General features: G+C 71.7%; 15 protein-coding genes. 8 read left to right on the forward strand and 7 right to left on the reverse strand.

Annotated features, from left to right (window positions below; genetic code table 11):
• Positions 1–90: 90 nt before the first annotated feature.
• Positions 91–1,875: a proteasome ATPase gene (arc, locus tag RM779_RS09980; RefSeq protein ID WP_394813261.1), complete on the reverse strand. Its 1,785-nt coding sequence runs from the start codon at positions 1,873–1,875 to the stop codon at positions 91–93.
• 224 nt (positions 1,876–2,099) lie between these two features.
• On the opposite strand from arc, the gene RM779_RS09985 reads away from it, so the two are divergent.
• Positions 2,100–2,411, forward strand: coding sequence for a ferredoxin (locus RM779_RS09985; protein ID WP_311617301.1), 312 nt, complete (start codon positions 2,100–2,102; stop codon positions 2,409–2,411).
• Positions 2,412–2,442: 31 nt separating this feature from the next.
• On the opposite strand, the gene RM779_RS09990 is transcribed toward RM779_RS09985, so the two are convergent.
• The 3 genes from RM779_RS09990 to RM779_RS10000 all read right to left on the reverse strand — a co-directional run bounded on the left by RM779_RS09990 (position 2,443) and on the right by RM779_RS10000 (position 5,312).
• On the reverse strand, positions 2,443–3,006 hold the full coding sequence (locus RM779_RS09990; protein WP_311617302.1) for a hypothetical protein: 564 nt from the start codon (positions 3,004–3,006) through the stop codon (positions 2,443–2,445).
• Positions 3,007–3,134: 128 nt separating this feature from the next.
• On the reverse strand, positions 3,135–4,034 hold the full coding sequence (locus RM779_RS09995) for a tRNA (adenine-N1)-methyltransferase (RefSeq protein ID WP_077062446.1): 900 nt from the start codon (positions 4,032–4,034) through the stop codon (positions 3,135–3,137).
• Between the two features lie 24 nt (positions 4,035–4,058).
• On the reverse strand, positions 4,059–5,312 hold the full coding sequence (locus RM779_RS10000; RefSeq protein ID WP_311617303.1) for a site-2 protease family protein: 1,254 nt from the start codon (positions 5,310–5,312) through the stop codon (positions 4,059–4,061).
• Positions 5,313–5,366: 54 nt separating this feature from the next.
• Here RM779_RS10000 and RM779_RS10005 point away from each other — a divergent pair, with 54 nt between their 5' ends.
• Both RM779_RS10005 and RM779_RS10010 read left to right on the forward strand, forming a co-directional pair.
• Positions 5,367–6,407 (forward strand): RecB family exonuclease, encoded by a 1,041-nt coding sequence (locus tag RM779_RS10005; protein ID WP_394813262.1) that lies wholly within the window; start codon positions 5,367–5,369, stop codon positions 6,405–6,407.
• Between the two features lie 61 nt (positions 6,408–6,468).
• Positions 6,469–7,137, forward strand: a complete 669-nt coding sequence (locus RM779_RS10010; protein ID WP_311617305.1) for a response regulator transcription factor — start codon at positions 6,469–6,471, stop codon at positions 7,135–7,137.
• A 6-nt stretch (positions 7,138–7,143) separates the two neighbouring features.
• On the opposite strand, the gene RM779_RS10015 is transcribed toward RM779_RS10010, so the two are convergent.
• From RM779_RS10015 to metH, 3 genes are all read right to left on the reverse strand, one after another.
• Positions 7,144–8,793, reverse strand: a complete 1,650-nt coding sequence (locus tag RM779_RS10015) for an ABC transporter substrate-binding protein (protein WP_311617306.1) — start codon at positions 8,791–8,793, stop codon at positions 7,144–7,146.
• On the reverse strand, positions 8,790–9,524 hold the full coding sequence (locus tag RM779_RS10020; RefSeq protein ID WP_311617307.1) for an HAD family hydrolase: 735 nt from the start codon (positions 9,522–9,524) through the stop codon (positions 8,790–8,792). The genes RM779_RS10015 and RM779_RS10020 overlap by 4 nt, the downstream gene beginning before the upstream one ends.
• A gap of 121 nt (positions 9,525–9,645) precedes the next feature.
• Positions 9,646–13,158: a methionine synthase gene (metH, locus tag RM779_RS10025; RefSeq protein WP_311617308.1), complete on the reverse strand. Its 3,513-nt coding sequence runs from the start codon at positions 13,156–13,158 to the stop codon at positions 9,646–9,648.
• A gap of 220 nt (positions 13,159–13,378) precedes the next feature.
• Here metH and RM779_RS10030 point away from each other — a divergent pair, with 220 nt between their 5' ends.
• The 5 genes from RM779_RS10030 to RM779_RS10050 all read left to right on the forward strand — a co-directional run bounded on the left by RM779_RS10030 (position 13,379) and on the right by RM779_RS10050 (position 19,458).
• A complete protein-coding gene (locus RM779_RS10030; RefSeq protein WP_077062440.1) occupies positions 13,379–14,143 on the forward strand; it encodes an IclR family transcriptional regulator in 765 nt (254 codons plus the stop codon).
• A gap of 147 nt (positions 14,144–14,290) precedes the next feature.
• Entirely contained in the window at positions 14,291–15,103 is an 813-nt protein-coding gene (locus tag RM779_RS10035; RefSeq protein WP_311617309.1) for an MIP/aquaporin family protein, read from the forward strand.
• A gap of 46 nt (positions 15,104–15,149) precedes the next feature.
• The gene (gene glpK / locus RM779_RS10040) at positions 15,150–16,691 is read left to right on the forward strand and encodes a glycerol kinase GlpK (protein ID WP_311617310.1); all 1,542 of its coding nucleotides are present in this window, start codon (positions 15,150–15,152) and stop codon (positions 16,689–16,691) included.
• A 6-nt stretch (positions 16,692–16,697) separates the two neighbouring features.
• Positions 16,698–18,293 carry a glycerol-3-phosphate dehydrogenase/oxidase gene (locus RM779_RS10045; RefSeq protein WP_311617311.1) on the forward strand — a complete coding sequence of 532 codons (1,596 nt, stop codon included), beginning with the start codon at positions 16,698–16,700 and terminating at the stop codon, positions 18,291–18,293.
• A gap of 184 nt (positions 18,294–18,477) precedes the next feature.
• Positions 18,478–19,458: a PAC2 family protein gene (locus RM779_RS10050; protein WP_077062436.1), complete on the forward strand. Its 981-nt coding sequence runs from the start codon at positions 18,478–18,480 to the stop codon at positions 19,456–19,458.
• Positions 19,459–19,478 lie beyond the last annotated feature (20 nt).

Below are 19,478 nucleotides of genomic sequence, written 5' to 3' on the forward strand. Positions count from 1 at the left end.
ATCACTGCGGGTTTCCTTCAGGACTGTCTGGGAAACGTGCTCGGCTGCGGGGCCCGCCCTCGCGTGCCCCGCAGCCGAATGCTTGTCGCACTACAGGTATTGTCCGGTGTTCGCCACCGTGTCGATGGACCGGCCGGTGTCGCCGCCCTGCTTGCCGGTGACGAGCGTGCGGATGAAGACGATCCGCTCGCCCTTCTTTCCGGAGATGCGGGCCCAGTCGTCCGGGTTGGTGGTGTTGGGCAGGTCCTCGTTCTCCTTGAACTCGTCCACGCAGGCGGACAGCAGGTGGGAGACCCGCAGACCCTTCTGATCGTGGTCGAGGAAGTCCTTGATGGCCATCTTCTTCGCCCGGTCCACGATGTTTTCGATCATGGCGCCGGAGTTGAAGTCCTTGAAGTACAGGACCTCCTTGTCACCGTTGGCGTAGGTGACCTCCAGGAAACGGTTCTCCTCGGTCTCGGCGTACATCTGCTCCACGACCGTCTGGATCATGCCGGCCACGGTCGCCTCGGCACTGCCGCGGTGCTCGGAGACGTCCTCGGCGTGCAGCGGCAGCCGCGGCGTGAGGTACTTCGAGAAGATGTCCCGCGCGGCCTCGGCGTCCGGGCGCTCGATCTTGATCTTGACGTCGAGCCGTCCCGGGCGCAGGATCGCCGGGTCGATCATGTCCTCGCGGTTGGAGGCGCCGATGACGATGACGTTCTCCAGGCCCTCCACCCCGTCGATCTCCGAGAGCAGCTGCGGAACGATCGTGTTCTCCACGTCCGAGCTGACACCGGAGCCGCGGGTACGGAAGAGGGAGTCCATCTCGTCGAAGAAGACGATGACGGGCGTGCCCTCGCTGGCCTTTTCACGGGCCCGCTGGAAGACCAGGCGGATGTGCCGCTCGGTCTCGCCGACGTACTTGTTCAGCAGCTCCGGACCCTTGATGTTGAGGAAGAAACTCTTGCCCGCGGGCTGCCCCGTGACCTCGGCGACCTTCTTGGCCAGCGAGTTGGCGACGGCCTTGGCGATGAGCGTCTTGCCACAGCCGGGCGGGCCGTAGAGCAGCACGCCCTTGGGCGGGCGCAGCTCGTGCTCCCGGAAGAGGTCGGGGTACAGGTAGGGCAGCTCGACGGCGTCCCGGATCAGCTCGATCTGGCCGCCGAGGCCGCCGATCTTCGTGTAGTCGATGTCCGGGACCTCTTCGAGGACCAGCTCCTCGACCTCGCTCTTGGGCACGACCTCGAAGACGTAGCCGGAACGCGGCTCCAGCAGCAGCGCGTCGCCGGCCCGCAGCGTGAGGTCCATCAGCGGATCGGCGAGCTTGACCACCCGTTCCTCGTCGGTGTGGCCGACGACCAGGGCGCGCTCACCGTCCTCAAGGACCTCCTTGAGCGTGACGATGTCCCCGGCGCTCTCGAACTCCATGGCGGACACGACGTTGAGCGCCTCGTTCAGCATGACCTCCTGGCCACGCCTGAGGTCGGCGAGCTCCAGGCCCGGGCTGACGTTGACCCGGAGCTTGCGGCCACCGGTGAAGATGTCGGCGGTCTCGTCGTCGTTGGCGCACAGGAAAACACCGAAGCCGGAGGGCGGCTGGGCGAGCCGGTCGACTTCTTCCTTGAGGGCGACGATCTGGTCGCGCGCCTCGCGGAGCGTGCTCGCCAGTCGTTCGTTCTGCGCCGATACGCCGGCCAGGTTGGTCTGAAGCTCGACGATCCGCTCCTCGAGAATCCGAGTGTGCCGCGGAGAGTCGGCCAGCTTTCGGCGCAGGACGGTGATCTCCTGCTCAAGGTCGGCAATCTGTCCGGTCGAGTCGTCTGACCCTCGACCGGGCCGGATGCCGCGGTTGCTGTCGTCGTTCTGGGATACCACGGTCCTCACCTCCTCCAAGGGGAGCTGGACGCTTCCAGACCCTACCTGGACCGGTGCAGTTCGAAACCCCTAGATCACAAAGACGGTCGGGGTGTGTCCGATCTTCACCCTTGCGCACTCCCTCACGCCAGGGAAATACCCACCCTGCCTCGGGGGAAAGCTGCCCGCTGTATGGTCGTAAGCGGTCAACACCCGTCAGGGACGGCTCCCTTTGATGCACACCCACGAGGAACGGCAGGCCAATGACCGTGCAGAACGATGCGGCCGAGGAGCTTGAGGTCTGGATCGATCAGGACCTCTGCACGGGGGACGGGATCTGTGCCCAGTACGCCCCCGAGGTGTTCGAGCTGGACATCGACGGCCTCGCCTATGTGAAGCCGCCGGTCCCGGCGGGCGAGGAGGCCGATCTGCTGACCGAGCCCGGCGCGGCCGCCCGCGTGCCGCTGCCGCTCCTGCGCGACGTGACCGAGTCCGTCAAGGACTGCCCCGGTCAGTGCATCCACGTGCGCCGCGTCGCGGACCGCACCGAGGTGTACGGCCCGGACGCCGACTAGAACGGGACCCGGCCTTCCGACCGCCGACGGTTCAGACGCTGTTGGGGGCGGGCGCCACCGTCAGTTCGAGCCGCCCGTCCTGCCAGGCCCAGCTGACGTCGCGGCGCATATCCGGGCAGCACCTGGGTACCTCGGGTGCGGAGTAGCCGAGCAACCGCGCCGAGATCGTTCCCCCGTCGATGCCCAGCCCGTCCACCGTCATGCGCTCCCCCGGGTCCACCAGGGTCTCCGCGACACGCGGCGCCCCGTCCTCCTCGGTGGGGTGCGCCAGGACGTACACGCCGTGCGGCGGCGTGCCGGAGCCGGCGTCGCAGTGGACGACGGCCACCGTCTCGGCTCTGCCGTCCGCGTCGAGGTCGGCCTCGACGCGGTCCGCGACCACGACGCCGAGCGGGCCGCAGTCCACCGGGTAGGAGGCGCGGGCCGGGTCGGGACCGCCGCTGGGGCCCTCCTGGGTGGCGGTGGCGCCCGAGGGCTGGACAAGGGCGGCGGCGGCCGTCACGGCCGCCAGCGCGAGCGCGGTGATCAGCCAGTGCCGTGCGCCGGACCGGGTGTGCGGAAGGTCGGAGGTGCCGTGGCCTGCCGGGAGCTGCACGTGGGGGACTCCAAAGGACAGCGGAGGAGGAACGGAACGGTGCCGGGACCCGCCCGTCGGCAGGCTCCGGCATCGTGCCATATCTCACACCCGCGCCCGACGGCGGGGTCCCCCACGCGCCGCGCGGGTCAGTCCGAGCCGCTGCCCGAGCCGGGCCCGGTGTAGTCAGAGCCGTAGGCGCCTGGCGCGGGACGGCGGCGGCGCAGGGGCGGCGTGACGCCGTCGGCGAGGCGCCGGGCGGTCAGCAGGAAGCCGGTGTGGCCGATCATGCGGTGGTCGGGGCGCACGGCAAGGCCCTCGACGTGCCAGGTGCGGACCATGGTCTCCCAGGCCCGCGGCTCGTTGAACGTGCCGTGCTCGCGGATGCTCTCGACCGTACGCGCCAGTTGCGTGGTGGTGGCGACGTAGGCGCACACGATGCCGCCGGGCACCAGGGCCTTGGAGACGGCGTCCAGGCACTCCCAGGGCGCAAGCATGTCGAGGATGACGCGGTCGACGTCCGTGTCGGACAGATGGTCCTGGAGGTCACCGACCGTCAGCTGCCAGGCCGGGTGCGGCTCGCCGAAGTAGCGGGCGACATTGTCCTGCGCGATCTGGGCGAAGTCGGCCCGCCGCTCGTAGGAGTGCAGCATGCCCTGGTCCCCGATGGCCCGCAGCAGGAACGTGCTGAGGGAGCCGGAGCCGACGCCCGCCTCCACGACGCGGGCGCCCGCGAAGATGTCGGCCATGGCGAGGATCTGCCCCGCGTCCTTGGGGTAGACCACGGCGGCGCCGCGCGGCATGGACAGGACGTAGTCGGGGAGCAGGGGGCGCAGCGCGAGGTAGGCGACGTTTCCGGTGGTGCGGACGACGGTCCCCTCGGGGGCACCGATCAGCTCGTCGTGCGGGAAGGCGCCCTTGTGGGTGTGGAAGCTCTTCCCTGCTTCGAGCGTGAACGTGTAGTGGCGTCCCTTGGGGTCGGTGAGCTGAACCTGGTCCCCGACCTTGAAGGGCCCGCGACGGCGGGCGGCACCGGTCGGTTCGGACATGGGCGCAAGCCTAGTCCACCCGGGTCACGGCGCCGACCGCGGCCGGGGGGAGGCGGCCGGACGGGCCATGGCGTCGATGAAGGCCCGTTCGACGTCGCTCGTCGAGAGCACACCGTAGATCTCGCCGGTCTCCTCGACGACCAGGTACTCGGTGGCCGGGGTGGCCCGCAGCCGGTCGAGCAGTCCCTCACCGGTGAGGTCGGCGGGCACCCGCATGCCCTCGGTCAGGTCCTGGGCGAGCGTGCTCACCGCGACCCACGGCCTGCGGTGCTGCGGAACGCCGGCGATACCCGACTCCCGCACCACGGACTGCGGCGTCCCCTGGCCGTCCACCACGACCAGGGCCCGGGCACCCGCGTCGTTCGCGCGGCGCAGCGCCTCGGAGAGCGGGGTCTCCGGGCTCACGGGAACGGCCCTGCGGGTGAGGGCGCGGGCGTTGAGCGCGGGCAGGCGCTCGCGGAGGCGGGCCATGCGCAGGCTGTTGCCCGCGCCGGTCCAGATGATGGCGGCGAGGATGGCGGCGAGCAGCGCGTCGGTCAGGGACTGGAGCCCGGAGAACGAGTCGCGGTCGGCGACCGAGCCCATGTGCGTGGCCAGCGGGAAGCCGATGAGCACGACGATGGCCAGCACGCGCCCGGTCCACGCCGCGGCGACGGTGCCGGTCATCGGGCTGCCCGAGAGCTTCCATACGACGGCGCGCAGCATCCGGCCGCCGTCCAGGGGCAGGCCGGGAAGCAGGTTGAAGACGGCGACGATGAGGTTGGAGATCATCAGGCCGGCCAGCAGGACGCCGGGTACGGTGCCGGACTCCACGGCCAGCATGCCGACGTAGAAGACGCCGGCGAGGACGAGGGAGAGCAGCGGGCCGACGCCGGCCAGGACGAACTCGCGGCCCGGGGTCTGGGACTCCTTCTCGATCTCCGATACGCCGCCGAAGAACTGGAGCTGGATGCGCCGCACGGGCAGGTCGAAGCGGACCGCGGCCAGGGTGTGGGCCAGCTCGTGGACCAGCACGGAGGCGTAGAAGGCGACGGCGAAGAAGAGGGAGACCAGATAACGGCCGCCGCCCAGCTCGGGCAGGACCCGGTCGAGCTGATTGCCGAAGAACCAGGTGATGAGTGCGGCGACCAGGAACCAGCTGGGAGCGACGTAGACCGGAACGCCGAACACCCGGCCCATCAGGATGCCCCCGCCGCCCTCCTTGGGGCGCCGCTGCTCGTCGTCCCGAGCCTCCTGGGCCCCGGAGCGCGCTTTCCGGTCGCTGTCCGAGTCTCCCACCGGTTCCCCTCGTCGCGTTAAGCCCGATCATGCCGTGCCCCGGGCCCGGAGTCGATGGTATGCCGCTGTCTGTCAGTGACGCGCCGTAGGGTTCGTTCCATGACTGGGTCTTCCGCGGCGCCGCCCCACTCTCTTTCTCCTTCCCGGGCTGCCGACTTCATGCAGTGTCCCCTGCTTTACCGCTTCCGGGTGATCGACAAACTGCCCGAGGAGCCGAGTGCCGCGGCGACGCGGGGGACGGTGGTGCACGCGGTCCTCGAGCGCGTCTTCGACGCACCGGCCGGGGAGCGCAGCGCGCGGCGGGCCCGTTCGCTCGTGGTGCGCGAGTGGCAGCGGCTGCTGACGCGGCGGCCCGAGCTGGCCCGGCTGTTCGCGCCTGAGGACGGCGGCGCTGCGGAGCCGGTGGAGGGCGACGGGGCGCAGGCACCGCCGGTGGACGCCGAGCGGCTGGCCAAGTGGCTCACGGAGGCCGAGGAGTTGGTGGAGCGGTGGTTCACCCTTGAGGACCCGGCGCGGCTTGAGCCGGCGGAGCGGGAGCTGTTCGTGGAGACGCGGCTGGACTCCGGGCTGCGGCTGCGCGGGGTGATCGACCGGGTGGACGTGGCGCCCACCGGCGAGGTGCGGATCGTCGACTACAAGACGGGCCGGGCCCCGCGCGCGGAGTTCGCCGGGGACGCGCTGTTCCAGATGAAGTTCTACGCGCTGGTGCTGTGGCGGCTGCGGGGGGCCGTTCCGCGGCGGCTCCAGCTGGTGTACCTGGGCAGCGGCGACGTGCTGACGTACGACCCGGACGAGGCCGATCTGCGCGGGGTGGAGCGCAAGCTGCTCGCGCTGTGGGAGGCGATCCGGCGGGCGACGGAGAGCGGTGACTGGCGGCCGAGCCCCGGCCGGCTGTGCGACTGGTGCGATCACCGTTCGCGCTGCCCCGAGTTCGGCGGCACTCCCCCGCCCTACCCGCTGCTGGTCCAGGATCAGCTGCCGCTCGCGGTGCCGCCGCAGGCGGCGCCGGACGCGGACGCGGATGCGGACGGCGCGGATGCGGACGGCGTCGGGGGCGCGGGCGGACTCCCGGGCGCGGGGGCCGCTGCACCGTGAGCCAGAATGGGGGCGCGGCCACCGGCGTCTCGGGCCGTCCCCCCGACCGAAGGGTTCCTTCATGCCGATCCGCGTTCTGCTGGTCGACGACCAGCCGCTGCTGCGCACCGGGTTCAGGATGATCCTGGAGGCGGAGCAGGACCTCGCCGTCGTCGGGGAGGCCGGGGACGGTCTCCAGGCGCTGGATCAGGTGCGGGCGCTCCAGCCGGACGTGGTGCTGATGGACATTCGCATGCCGCGGATGGACGGGGTGGAGGCGACGCGGCAGATCACGGGCCCGGCGAAGGACGGCCCGGTGAAGGTGCTGGTGCTGACCACGTTCGACCTGGACGAGTACGTGGTGGAGGCGCTGCGGGCCGGTGCCAGCGGCTTCCTGTTGAAGGACGCGCCGGCGGCGGAGCTGGTGCAGGCCATCCGGGTGGTCGCGGCGGGCGAGGCGATGCTCGCGCCGAGCGTCACCCGGCGGCTGCTGGACATGTACGCGGAGAGGCTGCCGTCGGGCGACGAGCCGGTGCCGGACGCGCTGCACACGCTGACGGACCGCGAGGTGGAGGTGCTGAAGCTGGTGGCGCGCGGCCTGTCGAACGCGGAGATCGCGGCCGACCTGTTCGTGAGCGAGACCACGGTGAAGACGCATGTGGGACACGTGCTGACGAAGTTGGGGCTACGGGACCGGGTGCAGGCGGCCGTGTTCGCGTACGAGAGCGGTCTGGTGCGGCCGGGCAGCTGAGGGCGGTCAGTCCTGCGGCGTGCGGGCGATCTCCCACAGGCGGAAGACGTCCGTGCGGTCGAGGGCCCAGGGGAGCCCGGTGACGCTCTCGCCCGCGACGGCGTACTGCCTGCTCTGCCACAGCGGGACGAGCGGCACGTCCTCGGCCACGATGTCCTGTAGCTCGGCGAAGTCCTCCGCGGTCGCGCCGCGGTCGCCCTGCCGCTCCGTGCGCGGGATCAGCTCCTCGGTCACGCGCGGCGCGGCGTAGCCGCCGGTGAGCAGCCCGCCGGTGCCGAAGTAGGGGACGGTGTAGGCGTCCGCGTCCGGGTACTGGGGCGCCCGGCCGTGCGCGAAGGCGCCGAACGAGCTGTCCGCCACCCCCTGTTCGAACGTGTCGGCGGCCACGCTCGTGACCTGCGCGTCGAACAGGCCGCTGGCGTTCAGCCGGGCGGCGAGGTGCTCGAACGCCGCCTCCGTTTCCGGGCCGTGGCGGTCGAGGGTGATCCACAGCGTCAGCGCGACGGGCTCGGTGATGCCCGCCTCGCGCAGCGCCGCCTCGGCACGGTCGCGCCGCGGCTCGTCGCCGTAGGCGTCGAGGAACGAGGGGGTGTGCCCGGGAATCCCGGCCGGGATGACGGAGTACAGGGGCTCGGCGGTGCGCGGCCGCACGTCCTCGATCAGGGCGGCGCGGTCGACGAGGTGGGCGACGGCACGACGGACGCCGGGCCGGCCCGCGACCGGGTCGTCCAGGTTGAAGGCGAGGTGCAGGGCAGCGGCGCCGGTGCCGTCGACCGTCTTGGGGCCGCCGCCGTCCGCCGCGGCGGGCGGCTCAAGGTCCGCGAGGTCTGCGCTGCCGAGGCCGCGGGCGACGTGGACCTCGCCGGCTGCCAGGGCCGCCCGCAGCGCCGCCCGGTCGCCGTGGAAGAGGCGGAGGGTGACGCCGGTGTTCCGGGCGACGGCGGGGCCGCGGTAGTCGGCGTTGAGGGAGAGGACGGCCTCGTTCCCGGTGAGCCGCTCCAGCCGGTAGGGGCCTGAGCCGGTGGCGCCGCCGTCGGCGCGCAGGGCGTCGGCGGGGTAGGCACCGGGATCGACGATGGCTCCCACGGCGGAGGCGATCTTCTGCGGGAAGGTGGCGTCGGGTCGGCCGAGGTGGAAGGTGACCGTCTCCTCGTCCGGGGTCTCGATGCGGTCGATCGAGGACAGCAGCGCGGCCGGGCCGCCCGGGGCGTCGATGCGCAGCGTCCTGTCGAAGGAGAACTTGACGGCCGCCGCGGTCAGCCGTTCACCGCTCGTGAACGTCAGGTCGTCACGGAGGGTGCAGGTGAAGCGGCGGCTGACGCGGTCGGTGAAACCGCATTTCTCGGCCGCGTCGGGCTGCGGCTCGGTCCGGCCCGGCGGGAAAGCGAGCAGCGACTGGAAGACGTTGTCCAGGAGCACGGCACTGCCGGGCCCACCACCGGCGGCGGGGTCGACGGCGGCGATCTCCTCTGTGGTGCCCACCACGACCCGCTCGTCCAGGGCCGAGGCGTCCTCGCTGCCGAGGTGGCGGCCCAGGGACAGCACGGCGAGCAGGCCGCAGGCGAGCGGCAGGGCCACCGGGGTGGCACGTTCGCGTAAGGGGCGCTCCCGCCGGGCGGCCGCGCGCGGCGGCGGTCCGCCGGCGGGGTGGGTCATGGGCGAACGGTCCTTGCGGGCGTTCCCCCGGGGGCCGGGGCGGCGGCGACCTCGCGCAGGAGGGCGAGGTCGACCTCCTCCAGCGTGCGCACCAGGGTCCGCCCGTCGGCGGCGGGGATGGGCGCGACCGAGGGCACGGCCACGACGCGGCAGCCGGCCGCCTCGGCGGAGGCGACGCCGGTGGCCGTGTCCTCGACGGCGACGCAGCGTGCCGGGTCGGCGCCGAGACGGGTGGCCGCGGTGAGATAAGGGTCGGGGTGCGGCTTGGTGCGGGGCAGCTCGTCGCCCGCGACGGTGACCGCGAAGTACTCGGGGCCCAGGGAGCCGAGGATGCGGTCGATGACGGTGCGGTGCGAGGCGGAGACCAGCGCGGTGGGCACCCGGTGGGCGGCCAGCTCGGTCAGCAGCCTGCGGGCGCCGGGCATCAGGGGGACGCCTGCCTCCAGGCGGCGCAGGAACGTCGCGTTGAGCAGGAGGCGCAGCTCGTCGAGCGTGATGTCCGCGCCGGTCACCTCGATGAGGTAGCCGGCGCTGCGGGTCATGGGGCCGCCGACGACGACCTCGCGGTGCTCCTCGGCCAGCTGGTGGCCCAGCGCCTCGAAGACCTCGCACTCGGCGTCCCACCAGAAGCCCTCGGTGTCGACCAGCGTGCCGTCCATGTCCAGCAGAACGGCCTGGGGGCCGGGCCCCGCGGGCAGGGCCGTGTCGACGGCCGACAGGGAACTCGTCATCCGCGCGCACCTCCATGGGGGCGAGCAGGCCGGCCGTCCGCGGCGGGACGGCCGACCTGTACCGGACCGATCAGTCTACGTCGGCGGAAAAACCGCCGCCGCCCCATATCACTCGCACGGGTTAGCGGGCGTTGAAATAGTTGGCTTCGGGATGGTGAAGGATGAGGGCGTCCGTGGACTGTTCCGGGTGCAGCTGGAACTCCTCGGAGAGCGTCACGCCGATGCGCTCGGAGCCGAGCAGCTCGGCGATCTTGGCGCGGTCCTCCAGATCCGGACAGGCCGGGTAGCCCAGGGAGTAGCGGCAGCCCTGGTACTCGGTGCGGAACATCCCGTCCAGCGCCTCGGGGTCGCCGCCGGCGATGCCCAGCTCCGCGCGGACCCGGGCGTGCCAGTACTCGGCGAGTGCCTCGGCGAGCTGGACGGACAGGCCGTGCAGCTCCAGGTAGTCGCGGTAGGCGTCGGCCGCGAACAGCTCGGCGGTGGCGTCGCTCACCCGCGGCCCGATGGTGACGGTCTGGAGGGCGACCACGTCGGTCTCGCCGCTTTCCGCGGGGCGGAAGAAGTCGGACAGGCACAGCCGCCGGCCGCGCCGCTGGCGGGGGAAGGAGAAGCGGGTGCGCTCCTTGCCGTCCTCGTCGAGGATCACCAGGTCGTTGCCCTCGGCGTGGCACGGGAAGTAGCCGTAGACGACGGCGGCCTGGAGCAGGTTGTCGGTGTGCAGGCGGTCCAGCCAGCCGCGCAGCCGCGGCCTGCCCTCGGTCTCGACCAGCTCGGCGTAGTCGGGCCCGTCGTCGCCGCGGGCCGCCTTCAGGCCCCACTGGCCCTTGAACAGCGCGTCGGGGTCGAGCCAGTCCGCGTAGTCCTTCAGCGGAACGCCCTTGATCACCCGGGTGCCGAGGAACGGCGGAACGGGCACAGGTACGTCCGTCGCCGTGGCCGAGCGGGCGGGCGCGTCCGTGTCGTCCGGCAGCGGCAGGGGGCTCTCGCGCTTGGGCACGCGCCGCTGCTTCAGCTCCGGCAGGGTGGCGCCGGGGACGCCGCGCTTGACGGCGACGAGCGCGTCCATCAGCCGCAGGCCCTCGAAGGCGTCGCGGGCGTAGCGGACCTCGCCCTCGTACACCTCGTGCAGGTCCTGCTCGACGTAGGCGCGGGTGAGGGCGGCGCCGCCGAGGATGACGGGGTAGTCGGCCGCCATGCCGCGCCGGTTCAGCTCCTCCAGATTCTCCTTCATGATCACGGTGGACTTCACCAGCAGCCCGGACATGCCGATGACGTCGGCGCGGTGCTCGGTGGCGGCCTCCAGGATCGCGGAAACCGGCTGCTTGATACCGAGGTTGACCACGTTGTAGCCGTTGTTGGTCAGGATGATGTCCACGAGGTTTTTGCCGATGTCGTGGACATCGCCGCGCACGGTGGCCAGGACGATGGTGCCCTTGCCGTCGTCGCTCGTCTTCTCCATATGGGGTTCGAGGTAGGCGACCGCGTTCTTCATGACCTCGGCGGACTGGAGGACGAACGGCAGCTGCATCTGCCCGGAGCCGAACAGCTCGCCGACCACCTTCATGCCCGCCAGCAGCGTGTCGTTGACGATCTGGAGGGCAGGCCGTTCGGCGAGGGCGGCGTCGAGGTCGGCCTCCAGACCGTTGCGCTCGCCGTCGATGATGCGCCGCTGGAGGCGTTCCTCCAGGGGCAGGGCCCGCAGCTCCTCGGCCTTGCCCGCCTTCATGGACTTGGCGTCGACACCCTCGAAGAGTTCGAGGAAGCGCTGCAGCGGGTCGTAGTCGGGGCGGCGGCGGTCGTAGATCAGGTCGCGGGCGACCTCGGCGTGCTCGGCCTCGATCCTGGCGATCGGCAGGATCTTGGCGGCGTGCACGATCGCGGAGTCGAGCCCGGCCCTGACGCACTCGTCGAGGAATACGGAGTTGAGCACCAGACGGGCGGCGGGGTTGAGGCCGAAGGAGATGTTCGACAGGCCGAGGGTGGTCTGGACATCGGGATGGCGCCGCTTCAGCTCACGGATGGCGGCGATGGTGTTCGCGCCGTCCTTGCGGGATTCCTCCTGCCCGGTGCAGATGGTGAACGTCAGGCAGTCGATGATGATGTCGGATTCGGCGACGCCCCAGTTGCCGGTGAGGTCGGCGATCAGCCGCTCGGCGATGGCCACCTTGTGCTCGGGGGTGCGGGCCTGGCCCTCCTCGTCGATCGTGAGCGCCATCAGCGCGGCGCCGTGCTCGACCGCGAGGCGGGTGACCTTCGCGAAGCGGGAGTCCGGGCCGTCGCCGTCCTCGTAGTTGACCGAGTTGATCACGGCCCGGCCGCCCAGCTTCTCCAGGCCGGCCTCGAGTACGCCGGGCTCGGTGGAGTCCAGCACGATCGGCAGCGTGGAGGCGGTGGCGAAACGGCCGGCCAGCTCCCTCATGTCGGCAACGCCGTCCCTGCCGACGTAGTCGACGCACAGGTCGAGCAGGTGGGCGCCCTCCCTGATCTGCTCGCGCGCCAGCTCCACGCAGTCGTCCCAGCGGCCGGCGAGCATGGCCTCGCGGAACTTCTTGGAGCCGTTCGCGTTGGTGCGCTCCCCGATGGCCAGGTAGGAGGCGTCCTGACGGAAGGGCACCGTCTGGTACAGCGAGGAGGCGCCCGCCTCCGGCTGCGGGTCCCGCTCCGCGGGCCGCAGGTCGCGCACCCGCTCCACGACCTGCCGCAGGTGCTCGGGCGTGGTGCCGCAGCAGCCGCCGATGAGAGAGACGCCGAATTCGGCGATGAACGACTCGTGCGCGTCGGCCAGCTCGGCCGGGCCGAGCGGGTAGTGCGCGCCGTCCTTGCCCAGCACGGGCAGCCCGGCGTTCGGCATGCAGGAGACCGGCACGCCGGCGTGCCGGGACAGGTACCGCAGGTGCTCGCTCATCTCGGCGGGGCCCGTGGCGCAGTTGAGGCCGATCATGTCAATGCCGAGCGGTTCGAGCGCGGTGAGGGCGGCGCCGATCTCGGAGCCGAGGAGCATGGTGCCGGTCGTCTCCACCGTGACCTGGACGAGCAGCGGCAGGTTGGCGCCCGCGGCGGTCAGGGCGCGCCGGGCGCCGAGCACGGCGGCCTTCGTCTGGAGGAGGTCCTGGCTGGTCTCGACCAGCAGGGCGTCCGCGCCGCCCGCGATCAGGCCCTCGGCGTTCTGCTGGTAGGCCGCGCGCAGCTCGCCGTAGGAGACGTGGCCGAGGGTGGGGAGCTTGGTGCCGGGGCCGATCGAGCCCAGGACCCAGCGCATGCGCCCGTCACGCACGGTGAACTCGTCCGCGGCCTCGCGGGCGACGCCCGCGCCGGCCCGGGACAGCTCGAAGACGCGGTCGGCGATCTCGTACTCGCCGAGCGCCGAGAGGTTGGCGCCGAAGGTGTTGGTCTCCACGCAGTCCACGCCGGCCTCGTAGTAGGCGTGGTGAACGGTGCGGACGATGTCGGGACGGGTGACGTTCAGCACCTCGTTGCAGCCTTCGAGCTGCTGGAAGTCGTCGAGCGACGGGTCCTGCGCCTGGAGCATGGTGCCCATCCCGCCATCGGCGACCACGACCCGCGAGGCGAACGCCTCGCGCAGGGCGGTGGCCCGGTCGGAGGGGCTGGCGAGGGGCGGGCTTGCAGAGGCCATGGAATTGCTCCCTGGGGTGCGACGGCTGTCGGCTATGCGGCCTCCGTGACGGAGCGCACCGAGTCAGCCTAACGGCCGGGGCCGCCGGATTGGGAGACACCGCAGGTCCCGGGACCGCCGTACACTCAATTCGCCCCCGGGGGCTATCGGCATGACCCGCTCGTGTTCGACAATGCCGAACGGGAGGCGCTTGGGTTACCCGGAACAAGGAGGCGGCCCCATGGCTCGGACCATCCAGTCGCTTGAGCGTGCCGCGGCAGTCCTGCGGCTCCTCGCCGGCGGCGAGCGGCGGCTGGGTCTGTCCGACATCGCATCCGCCATTGGTCTCGCCAAGGCAACCACACACGGCCTGCTGCGCACCCTCCAGCAGGAGGGCTTCGTCGAGCAGGACCCCTCCTCCGGCCGCTATCAGCTCGGCGCGGAGCTGCTGCGCCTGGGCAACAGCTATCTCGACGTCCACGAGCTGCGGGCCAGGGCCCTGGTGTGGACGGACGACCTGGCGCGCTCCAGCGGGGAGAGCGCGTACGTCGGGGTGCTGCACCAGCAGGGCGTGCTGATCGTGCACCACGTCTTCCGGCCGGACGACAGCAGGCAGGTCCTGGAGGTGGGCGCGATGCAGCCGCTGCACAGCACCGCGCTCGGCAAGGTGCTTGCCGCCTACGACCCGGTCGCGCACAACGAGGTCATGGAGAGCGATTTCGCGGCGATCACCGAGCTGACCGTGACCGACCCGGCGGAGTTCGAGCGCGGACTTGAACGCGTTCGGGCGCGCGGCTGGGCGAGTGACGTCGGCGAGACGTGGGACGGGGTCGCCTCCATCGCCGCGCCCATCCTCGATCGCCGCCGAATGCCGGTCGGCGCGGTGGGGATCACGGGCGCCGAGGAGCGCATGCGATCCGACGGCGCGCTCAGCCCGCGCCTCATCGCCGCGGTGCGGGACTGCGCGAGGTCCGTGTCGCGCGATCTCGGAGCCGGGCGCTTCTAGGACAATCCGGATACCCGAGAGGTATCTGCCGCCCAACCCTTGACGACAGCCTCTTCGGGGAGAAAACTCCCGTTCGATGGTCGACATTGTCGAACACTGGACGGACGTCGACCAGGAATCCCTGGACGAAGGACAAAGGAGTCACGGGTGTCCAGCTCCGACATCTTTTTCGGCGAGGTCCTCGGCACCGCCGTACTGGTCTTGCTCGGCTGCGGCGTGGTCGCAGGAAACGTCCTCAGAAAGTCGAAGTCCTTCGATGCCGGATGGGTCGCCATCACCTTCGGGTGGGGCATCGGCGTGCTCTCCGGCTTCTACGTCTCTACCCAGCTTTCCGGTGCCCACCTCAACCCGGCGGTCACGCTCGGCCTCGCGATCGACACCGGCGAGTGGGGCGACGTGCCCACGTACGTCGCCGGGGAGATGACCGGTGCGCTGCTCGGAGCCGTCCTGGTGTGGCTCGCGTACTACGGCCACTTCCAGGCCCACCTGGAACACCACAAGGTCGTCGGCGGCTCCAGGACCCCGGGCCCCAAGGCGTTCGACGCCGCCGCGGAGACCGAGGAACGCCGGGAACCCTCGCGCCAGGAGCCGGGCCCCGTGCTCGGCGTGTTCGCGACCGCCCCCGAGATCCGCAACAGCGTGCAGAACGTCACCACGGAGATCATCGGGACCGCCGTCCTCATCTTCCTGGTCCTCGGCATCGGCCTCAACGACGGCCTCACCATGTCCGGCACCGGCGGGCTCATGGTCGCCCTGGTCGTGGTCGGCATCGGCCTCTCCCTCGGCGGCCCCACCGGGTACGCCATCAACCCGGCCCGCGACCTCGGCCCCCGCATCGTCCACGCCCTCCTGCCGCTGCCGAACAAGGGCGGCTCCGACTGGGGCTACGCCTGGGTTCCGGTCGTCGGCCCGCTCGTCGGCGCCGCCATCGCGGCCGGCATCCACAACCTGCTGTTCTGACCGCCCGCCGCCCGCCCCCGCCCGCACCACGACCAGGAGCCGCGTTATGACCGACGCACACGACGACACCTCGGGCGCCCCGCGCGAGTACATCGCCGCCATCGACCAGGGCACCACGTCAAGCCGCTGCATCGTGTTCGACCGGGACGGGCGCGTCGTCTCGGTCGAGCAGAAGGAACACGAGCAGATCTTCCCCAAGCCGGGCTGGGTGGAGCACGACGCCACCGAGATCTGGACCAACGTGCAGGAGGTCGTCGCCGGCGCCCTCGCGAAGGCCCGCATCTCCAAGGAGCAGGTCAAGGCCATCGGCATCACCAACCAGCGCGAGACGACGCTGCTGTGGGACCGGGCCACCGGTGAGCCCGTCCACAACGCCATCGTGTGGCAGGACACCCGCACCGACGCGCTGTGCCGCGAACTCGGCCGCAACGTGGGCCAGGACCGCTTCCGCCGGGACACCGGACTGCCGCTCGCCTCCTACTTCGCCGGCCCCAAGATCCGCTGGCTGCTCGACAACGTCGAGGGCCTGCGGGAGCGCGCGGAACGCGGCGAGATCATGTTCGGCACGATGGACTCCTGGGTCATCTGGAACCTCACCGGGGGCACCGAGGGCGGCGTACACGTCACGGACGTCACCAATGCCTCCAGGACCCTGCTGATGAGCCTGCGCACCCTCCAGTGGGACGAGAAGATCTGCAACTCCATCGGTGTCCCCACCGCGCTGCTGCCCGAGATCCGTTCCTCGGCCGAGGTGTTCGGCACCGCACGCGGCGGAGCGCTCGACGGCGTTCCGGTGGCCTCCGCGCTCGGCGACCAGCAGGCCGCGCTGTTCGGGCAGACCTGCTTCTCCGTCGGCGAGGGCAAGTCGACCTACGGCACGGGCACCTTCCTGCTGATGAACACCGGGCCCAAGGCCATCAACTCCTACGCCGGCCTGGTCACCACCGTCGGCTACCGCATCGGCGACCAGGACCCCGTGTACGCGCTGGAGGGCTCCATCGCGGTCACCGGCGCCCTGGTCCAGTGGATGCGCGACCAGATGGGGCTGATCAACAGCGCCGCCGAGATCGAGACCCTCGCCCTGTCCGTCGACGACAACGGCGGCGCCTACTTCGTGCCCGCCTTCTCAGGACTCTTCGCCCCCTACTGGCGCTCCGACGCCCGCGGCGTCATCTCCGGCCTGACCCGTTACGTGACCAAGGCGCACCTCGCCAGGGCCGTGCTGGAGGCCACCGCATGGCAGACGCGGGAGATCGTCGACGCCATGAAGAAGGACTCCGGGATGGAGCTGACCACGCTCAAGGTCGACGGCGGGATGACCTCCAACAACCTGCTGATGCAAAACATCTCGGACTTCCTCGACGTGCCCGTCGTCCGGCCGATGGTCTCCGAGACCACCTGTCTCGGCGCCGCCTACGCGGCCGGACTGGCCGTCGGCTTCTGGAACGACGTCGAGGACCTGCGCGCGAACTGGCGCAGGGCCGCCGAGTGGACCCCGCAGATGGACGCGGCCGAGCGCGACCGCGAGTACCAGTTCTGGCTCAAGGCCGTGAATCGGACCATGGGCTGGCTCGACGAGGAGAGCTGACAGACGATGAACACCCCGCACCCGGCTGCCGCAGCCGTCGCCACGACCGCCACGGAACGGCGCGCCGAGACCAGGGACCGGCTCGCCAGCGCCGCCTACGACCTGCTGGTCGTCGGCGGCGGCATTCTGGGCACCTCCGTCGCCTGGCACGCCGCCCAGTCGGGACTGCGGGTCGCGATGGTGGACGCCGGCGACTTCGCCGGCGCCACCTCATCGGCCTCCTCCAAGCTGGTCCACGGCGGGCTGCGTTACCTCCAGACCGGCGCCGTCCGGCTGGTCGCGGAGAACCACCACGAGCGGCGCGTCCTCTCCCGCGACGTCGCCCCGCACCTGGTCAACCCGCTCACGTTCCACCTCCCCGTCTACCGCGGCGGGCCGCACGGCGCGGCCAAACTGGGCGCCGGCGTGTTCGCCTACTCGGCGCTGTCCGCGTTCGGCGACGGCGTGGGGCGCGTGATCTCCCCCGCCAAGGCCGCGGCCGCCAACCCGGCGCTGCGCACGGAGCACCTGAAGGCCGTCGCGGTCTACCGCGACCACCAGATGAACGACGCGCGCGTGGCCGTCATGACCGTCAGGGCCGCCGTCGAATCCGGCGCCGCCGTGCTCAACCACGCCGAGGTCACCGGCCTGCGCTTCACCCGCGGGCGCGTCACCGGCGCCGACCTGCGCGACCGGCTGGACGGCACCGAGTTCGGCGTCACCGCCCGGCTGGTGCTCAACGCCACCGGCCCCTGGGTGGACCACCTGCGGCGCATGGAGGACCAGGGGGCCGAGCCGAGCATCCGGCTGTCCAAGGGCGCCCACATCGTGCTGCGCCGCACGGTGCCCTGGCGGGCCGCACTGGCCACCCCGGTGGACAAGTACCGCATCACCTTCGCCCTCCCCTGGGAGGACCAGCTGCTGCTCGGCACCACCGACGAGGAGTACGAGGGCGATCCGGCCGAGGTCCACGCCACCGAAGCCGACATCCGGCAGATCCTCGACGAGGCCGCCCTCTCCATCCGCGACGAACACCTGTCCCGTTCCCTGCTCACCTACGCGTTCGCGGGACTGCGCGTGCTGCCCGCCGGTCCCGGCGGCGTCACGTCCGCGCGGCGCGAGACGGTCGTCTCCGAGGGCAGCGGCGGCATGCTGTCCGTCGCGGGCGGCAAGTGGACCACCTACCGGCACATCGGCCGGACCGTGCTCGACAAGGTCGCCAAACTGCCCGGCTCGGTGCTCGCCGAGGACATGGCACCGGTGGGCGATTTGGTGCGGCGGGTGCCGCTGCCGGGAGTCGCCAATCCGGACGCCGTCGCGCACCGGCTGCTCGCGGACCGCGATCCGGGCGCGGCCCTCGCCCCGGCGACGGTCCGGCACCTGGCCACCCACTACGGCTCCCTGGCCTTCGAGATCGCCGACCTCGTCCGCCGGGACCCGGCACTCGGCGAACGCGTGCACCCCGAAGGCCCCGAGATCTGGGCCCAGGTGGTGTACGCGCGCGACCGCGAGTGGGCCGGAACCGTGGACGACGTGCTGCGCCGCCGCACCACGGTGACGATCCGCGGCCTCGACACGGAGGAGGTAAGGGCCCGCGTCGCGGACCTGCTGCGCGGGCAATGAACGGCCCCGGCCGCCCCGGGCGTTCACCCGGCGGAGTGAGCGGCCGGTCACCGTGGATGACCGTGCGCATGCGTACGAGGACTGCGGGCTGGGCACGGTCACGCCGTAGGCTGGGGCCGCACGGAACACTTACGGCAGCCGGGCCGGGAGCACCTCCCCCGCCCCGGCCGGGAGGAGGCGCTGGGTGATCGAGCTCGACGGAGTTCCCGAGCTGGTCGACCCGGTCATGGTGGCCGCGTTCGAAGGCTGGAACGATGCTGGTGACGCCGCCTCCGCCGCGGTCGCTCATCTGGAGCGGGAGTGGAAGGGGGAAGTGTTCGCGGCGCTGGACGCCGAGGACTACTACGACTTCCAGGTCAACCGCCCGCACATCTGGCTGGACGGCGGGGTGCGCCGCGTCACCTGGCCGACGACCCGGCTGTCGGTGGTGCGGATCGGCTCGGAGCACGGGCCGGTACCGCGCCGCGACATCGTTCTGGTGCGCGGCATCGAGCCGAGCATGCGCTGGCGTTCGTTCTGCAACGAGATCCTCGGCTTCGCGCACGAACTGGGCGTGGAGATGGTGGTGGTGCTCGGCGCCCTGCTCGGCGACACCCCGCACACCCGGCCGGTGCCGGTGACGAGCGTGACGTCGGACGAGGACCTGGCCCGTTCCCTCGACCTGGAGGAGTCCAGATACGAGGGGCCCACCGGCATCGTCGGCATCCTCCAGGAAGCCTGCACGCACGCCGGGGTGCCCGCGGTGACGCTGTGGGCGGCCGTTCCGCACTACGTCGCGCAGCCGCCCAACCCGAAGGCGTCGCTGGCGCTGCTGCACGCGCTCGAGGACCTGCTCGGCGTCGGCATCCCACTGGGCGACCTGCCGGAGGACGCCAGGGCCTGGCAGATCGGCGTGGACCAGCTGGCCGCGGAGGACAGCGAGGTCGCCGAGTACGTGAAGTCGCTTGAGGAGGCCCGGGACACCGCGGAGCTGCCCGAAGCCTCCGGCGAGGCGATCGCCAAGGAGTTCGAACGGTATCTGCGCCGCCGCGACGGGCAGCCGCCCGCCGGGGACACCGGCTCCTACCTCCGCGACCCGGGCAGCGGGCGCACCAGACCGCGCAGACGCCCGCCGGAGTCGGACCAGAGCGGGCAGGAGCCGGGCGCCGGGGACCCGGACGACTGATCAGCCGCCGGGCCCCGGCC

The sequence above is a fragment of the Streptomyces johnsoniae genome, from assembly GCF_031845565.1.
Taxonomy (GTDB): domain Bacteria; phylum Actinomycetota; class Actinomycetes; order Streptomycetales; family Streptomycetaceae; genus Streptomyces; species Streptomyces johnsoniae.

What these genes read in the sequence shown, in the direction of transcription:
- RM779_RS09985 (WP_311617301.1), top strand. Translation starts at nt 2,100, where the DNA reads ATGACCGTGCAGAACGATGCGGCCGAGGAGCTTGAGGTCTGGATCGAT.
- RM779_RS09995 (WP_077062446.1), bottom strand. Translation starts at nt 4,034, where the DNA reads ATGTCCGAACCGACCGGTGCCGCCCGCCGTCGCGGGCCCTTCAAGGTC.
- RM779_RS10005 (WP_394813262.1), top strand. Translation starts at nt 5,367, where the DNA reads ATGGTATGCCGCTGTCTGTCAGTGACGCGCCGTAGGGTTCGTTCCATG.
- RM779_RS10010 (WP_311617305.1), top strand. Translation starts at nt 6,469, where the DNA reads ATGCCGATCCGCGTTCTGCTGGTCGACGACCAGCCGCTGCTGCGCACC.
- RM779_RS10015 (WP_311617306.1), bottom strand. Translation starts at nt 8,793, where the DNA reads ATGACCCACCCCGCCGGCGGACCGCCGCCGCGCGCGGCCGCCCGGCGG.
- RM779_RS10020 (WP_311617307.1), bottom strand. Translation starts at nt 9,524, where the DNA reads ATGACGAGTTCCCTGTCGGCCGTCGACACGGCCCTGCCCGCGGGGCCC.
- metH (WP_311617308.1), bottom strand. Translation starts at nt 13,158, where the DNA reads ATGGCCTCTGCAAGCCCGCCCCTCGCCAGCCCCTCCGACCGGGCCACC.
- RM779_RS10030 (WP_077062440.1), top strand. Translation starts at nt 13,379, where the DNA reads ATGGCTCGGACCATCCAGTCGCTTGAGCGTGCCGCGGCAGTCCTGCGG.
- glpK (WP_311617310.1), top strand. Translation starts at nt 15,150, where the DNA reads ATGACCGACGCACACGACGACACCTCGGGCGCCCCGCGCGAGTACATC.
- RM779_RS10045 (WP_311617311.1), top strand. Translation starts at nt 16,698, where the DNA reads ATGAACACCCCGCACCCGGCTGCCGCAGCCGTCGCCACGACCGCCACG.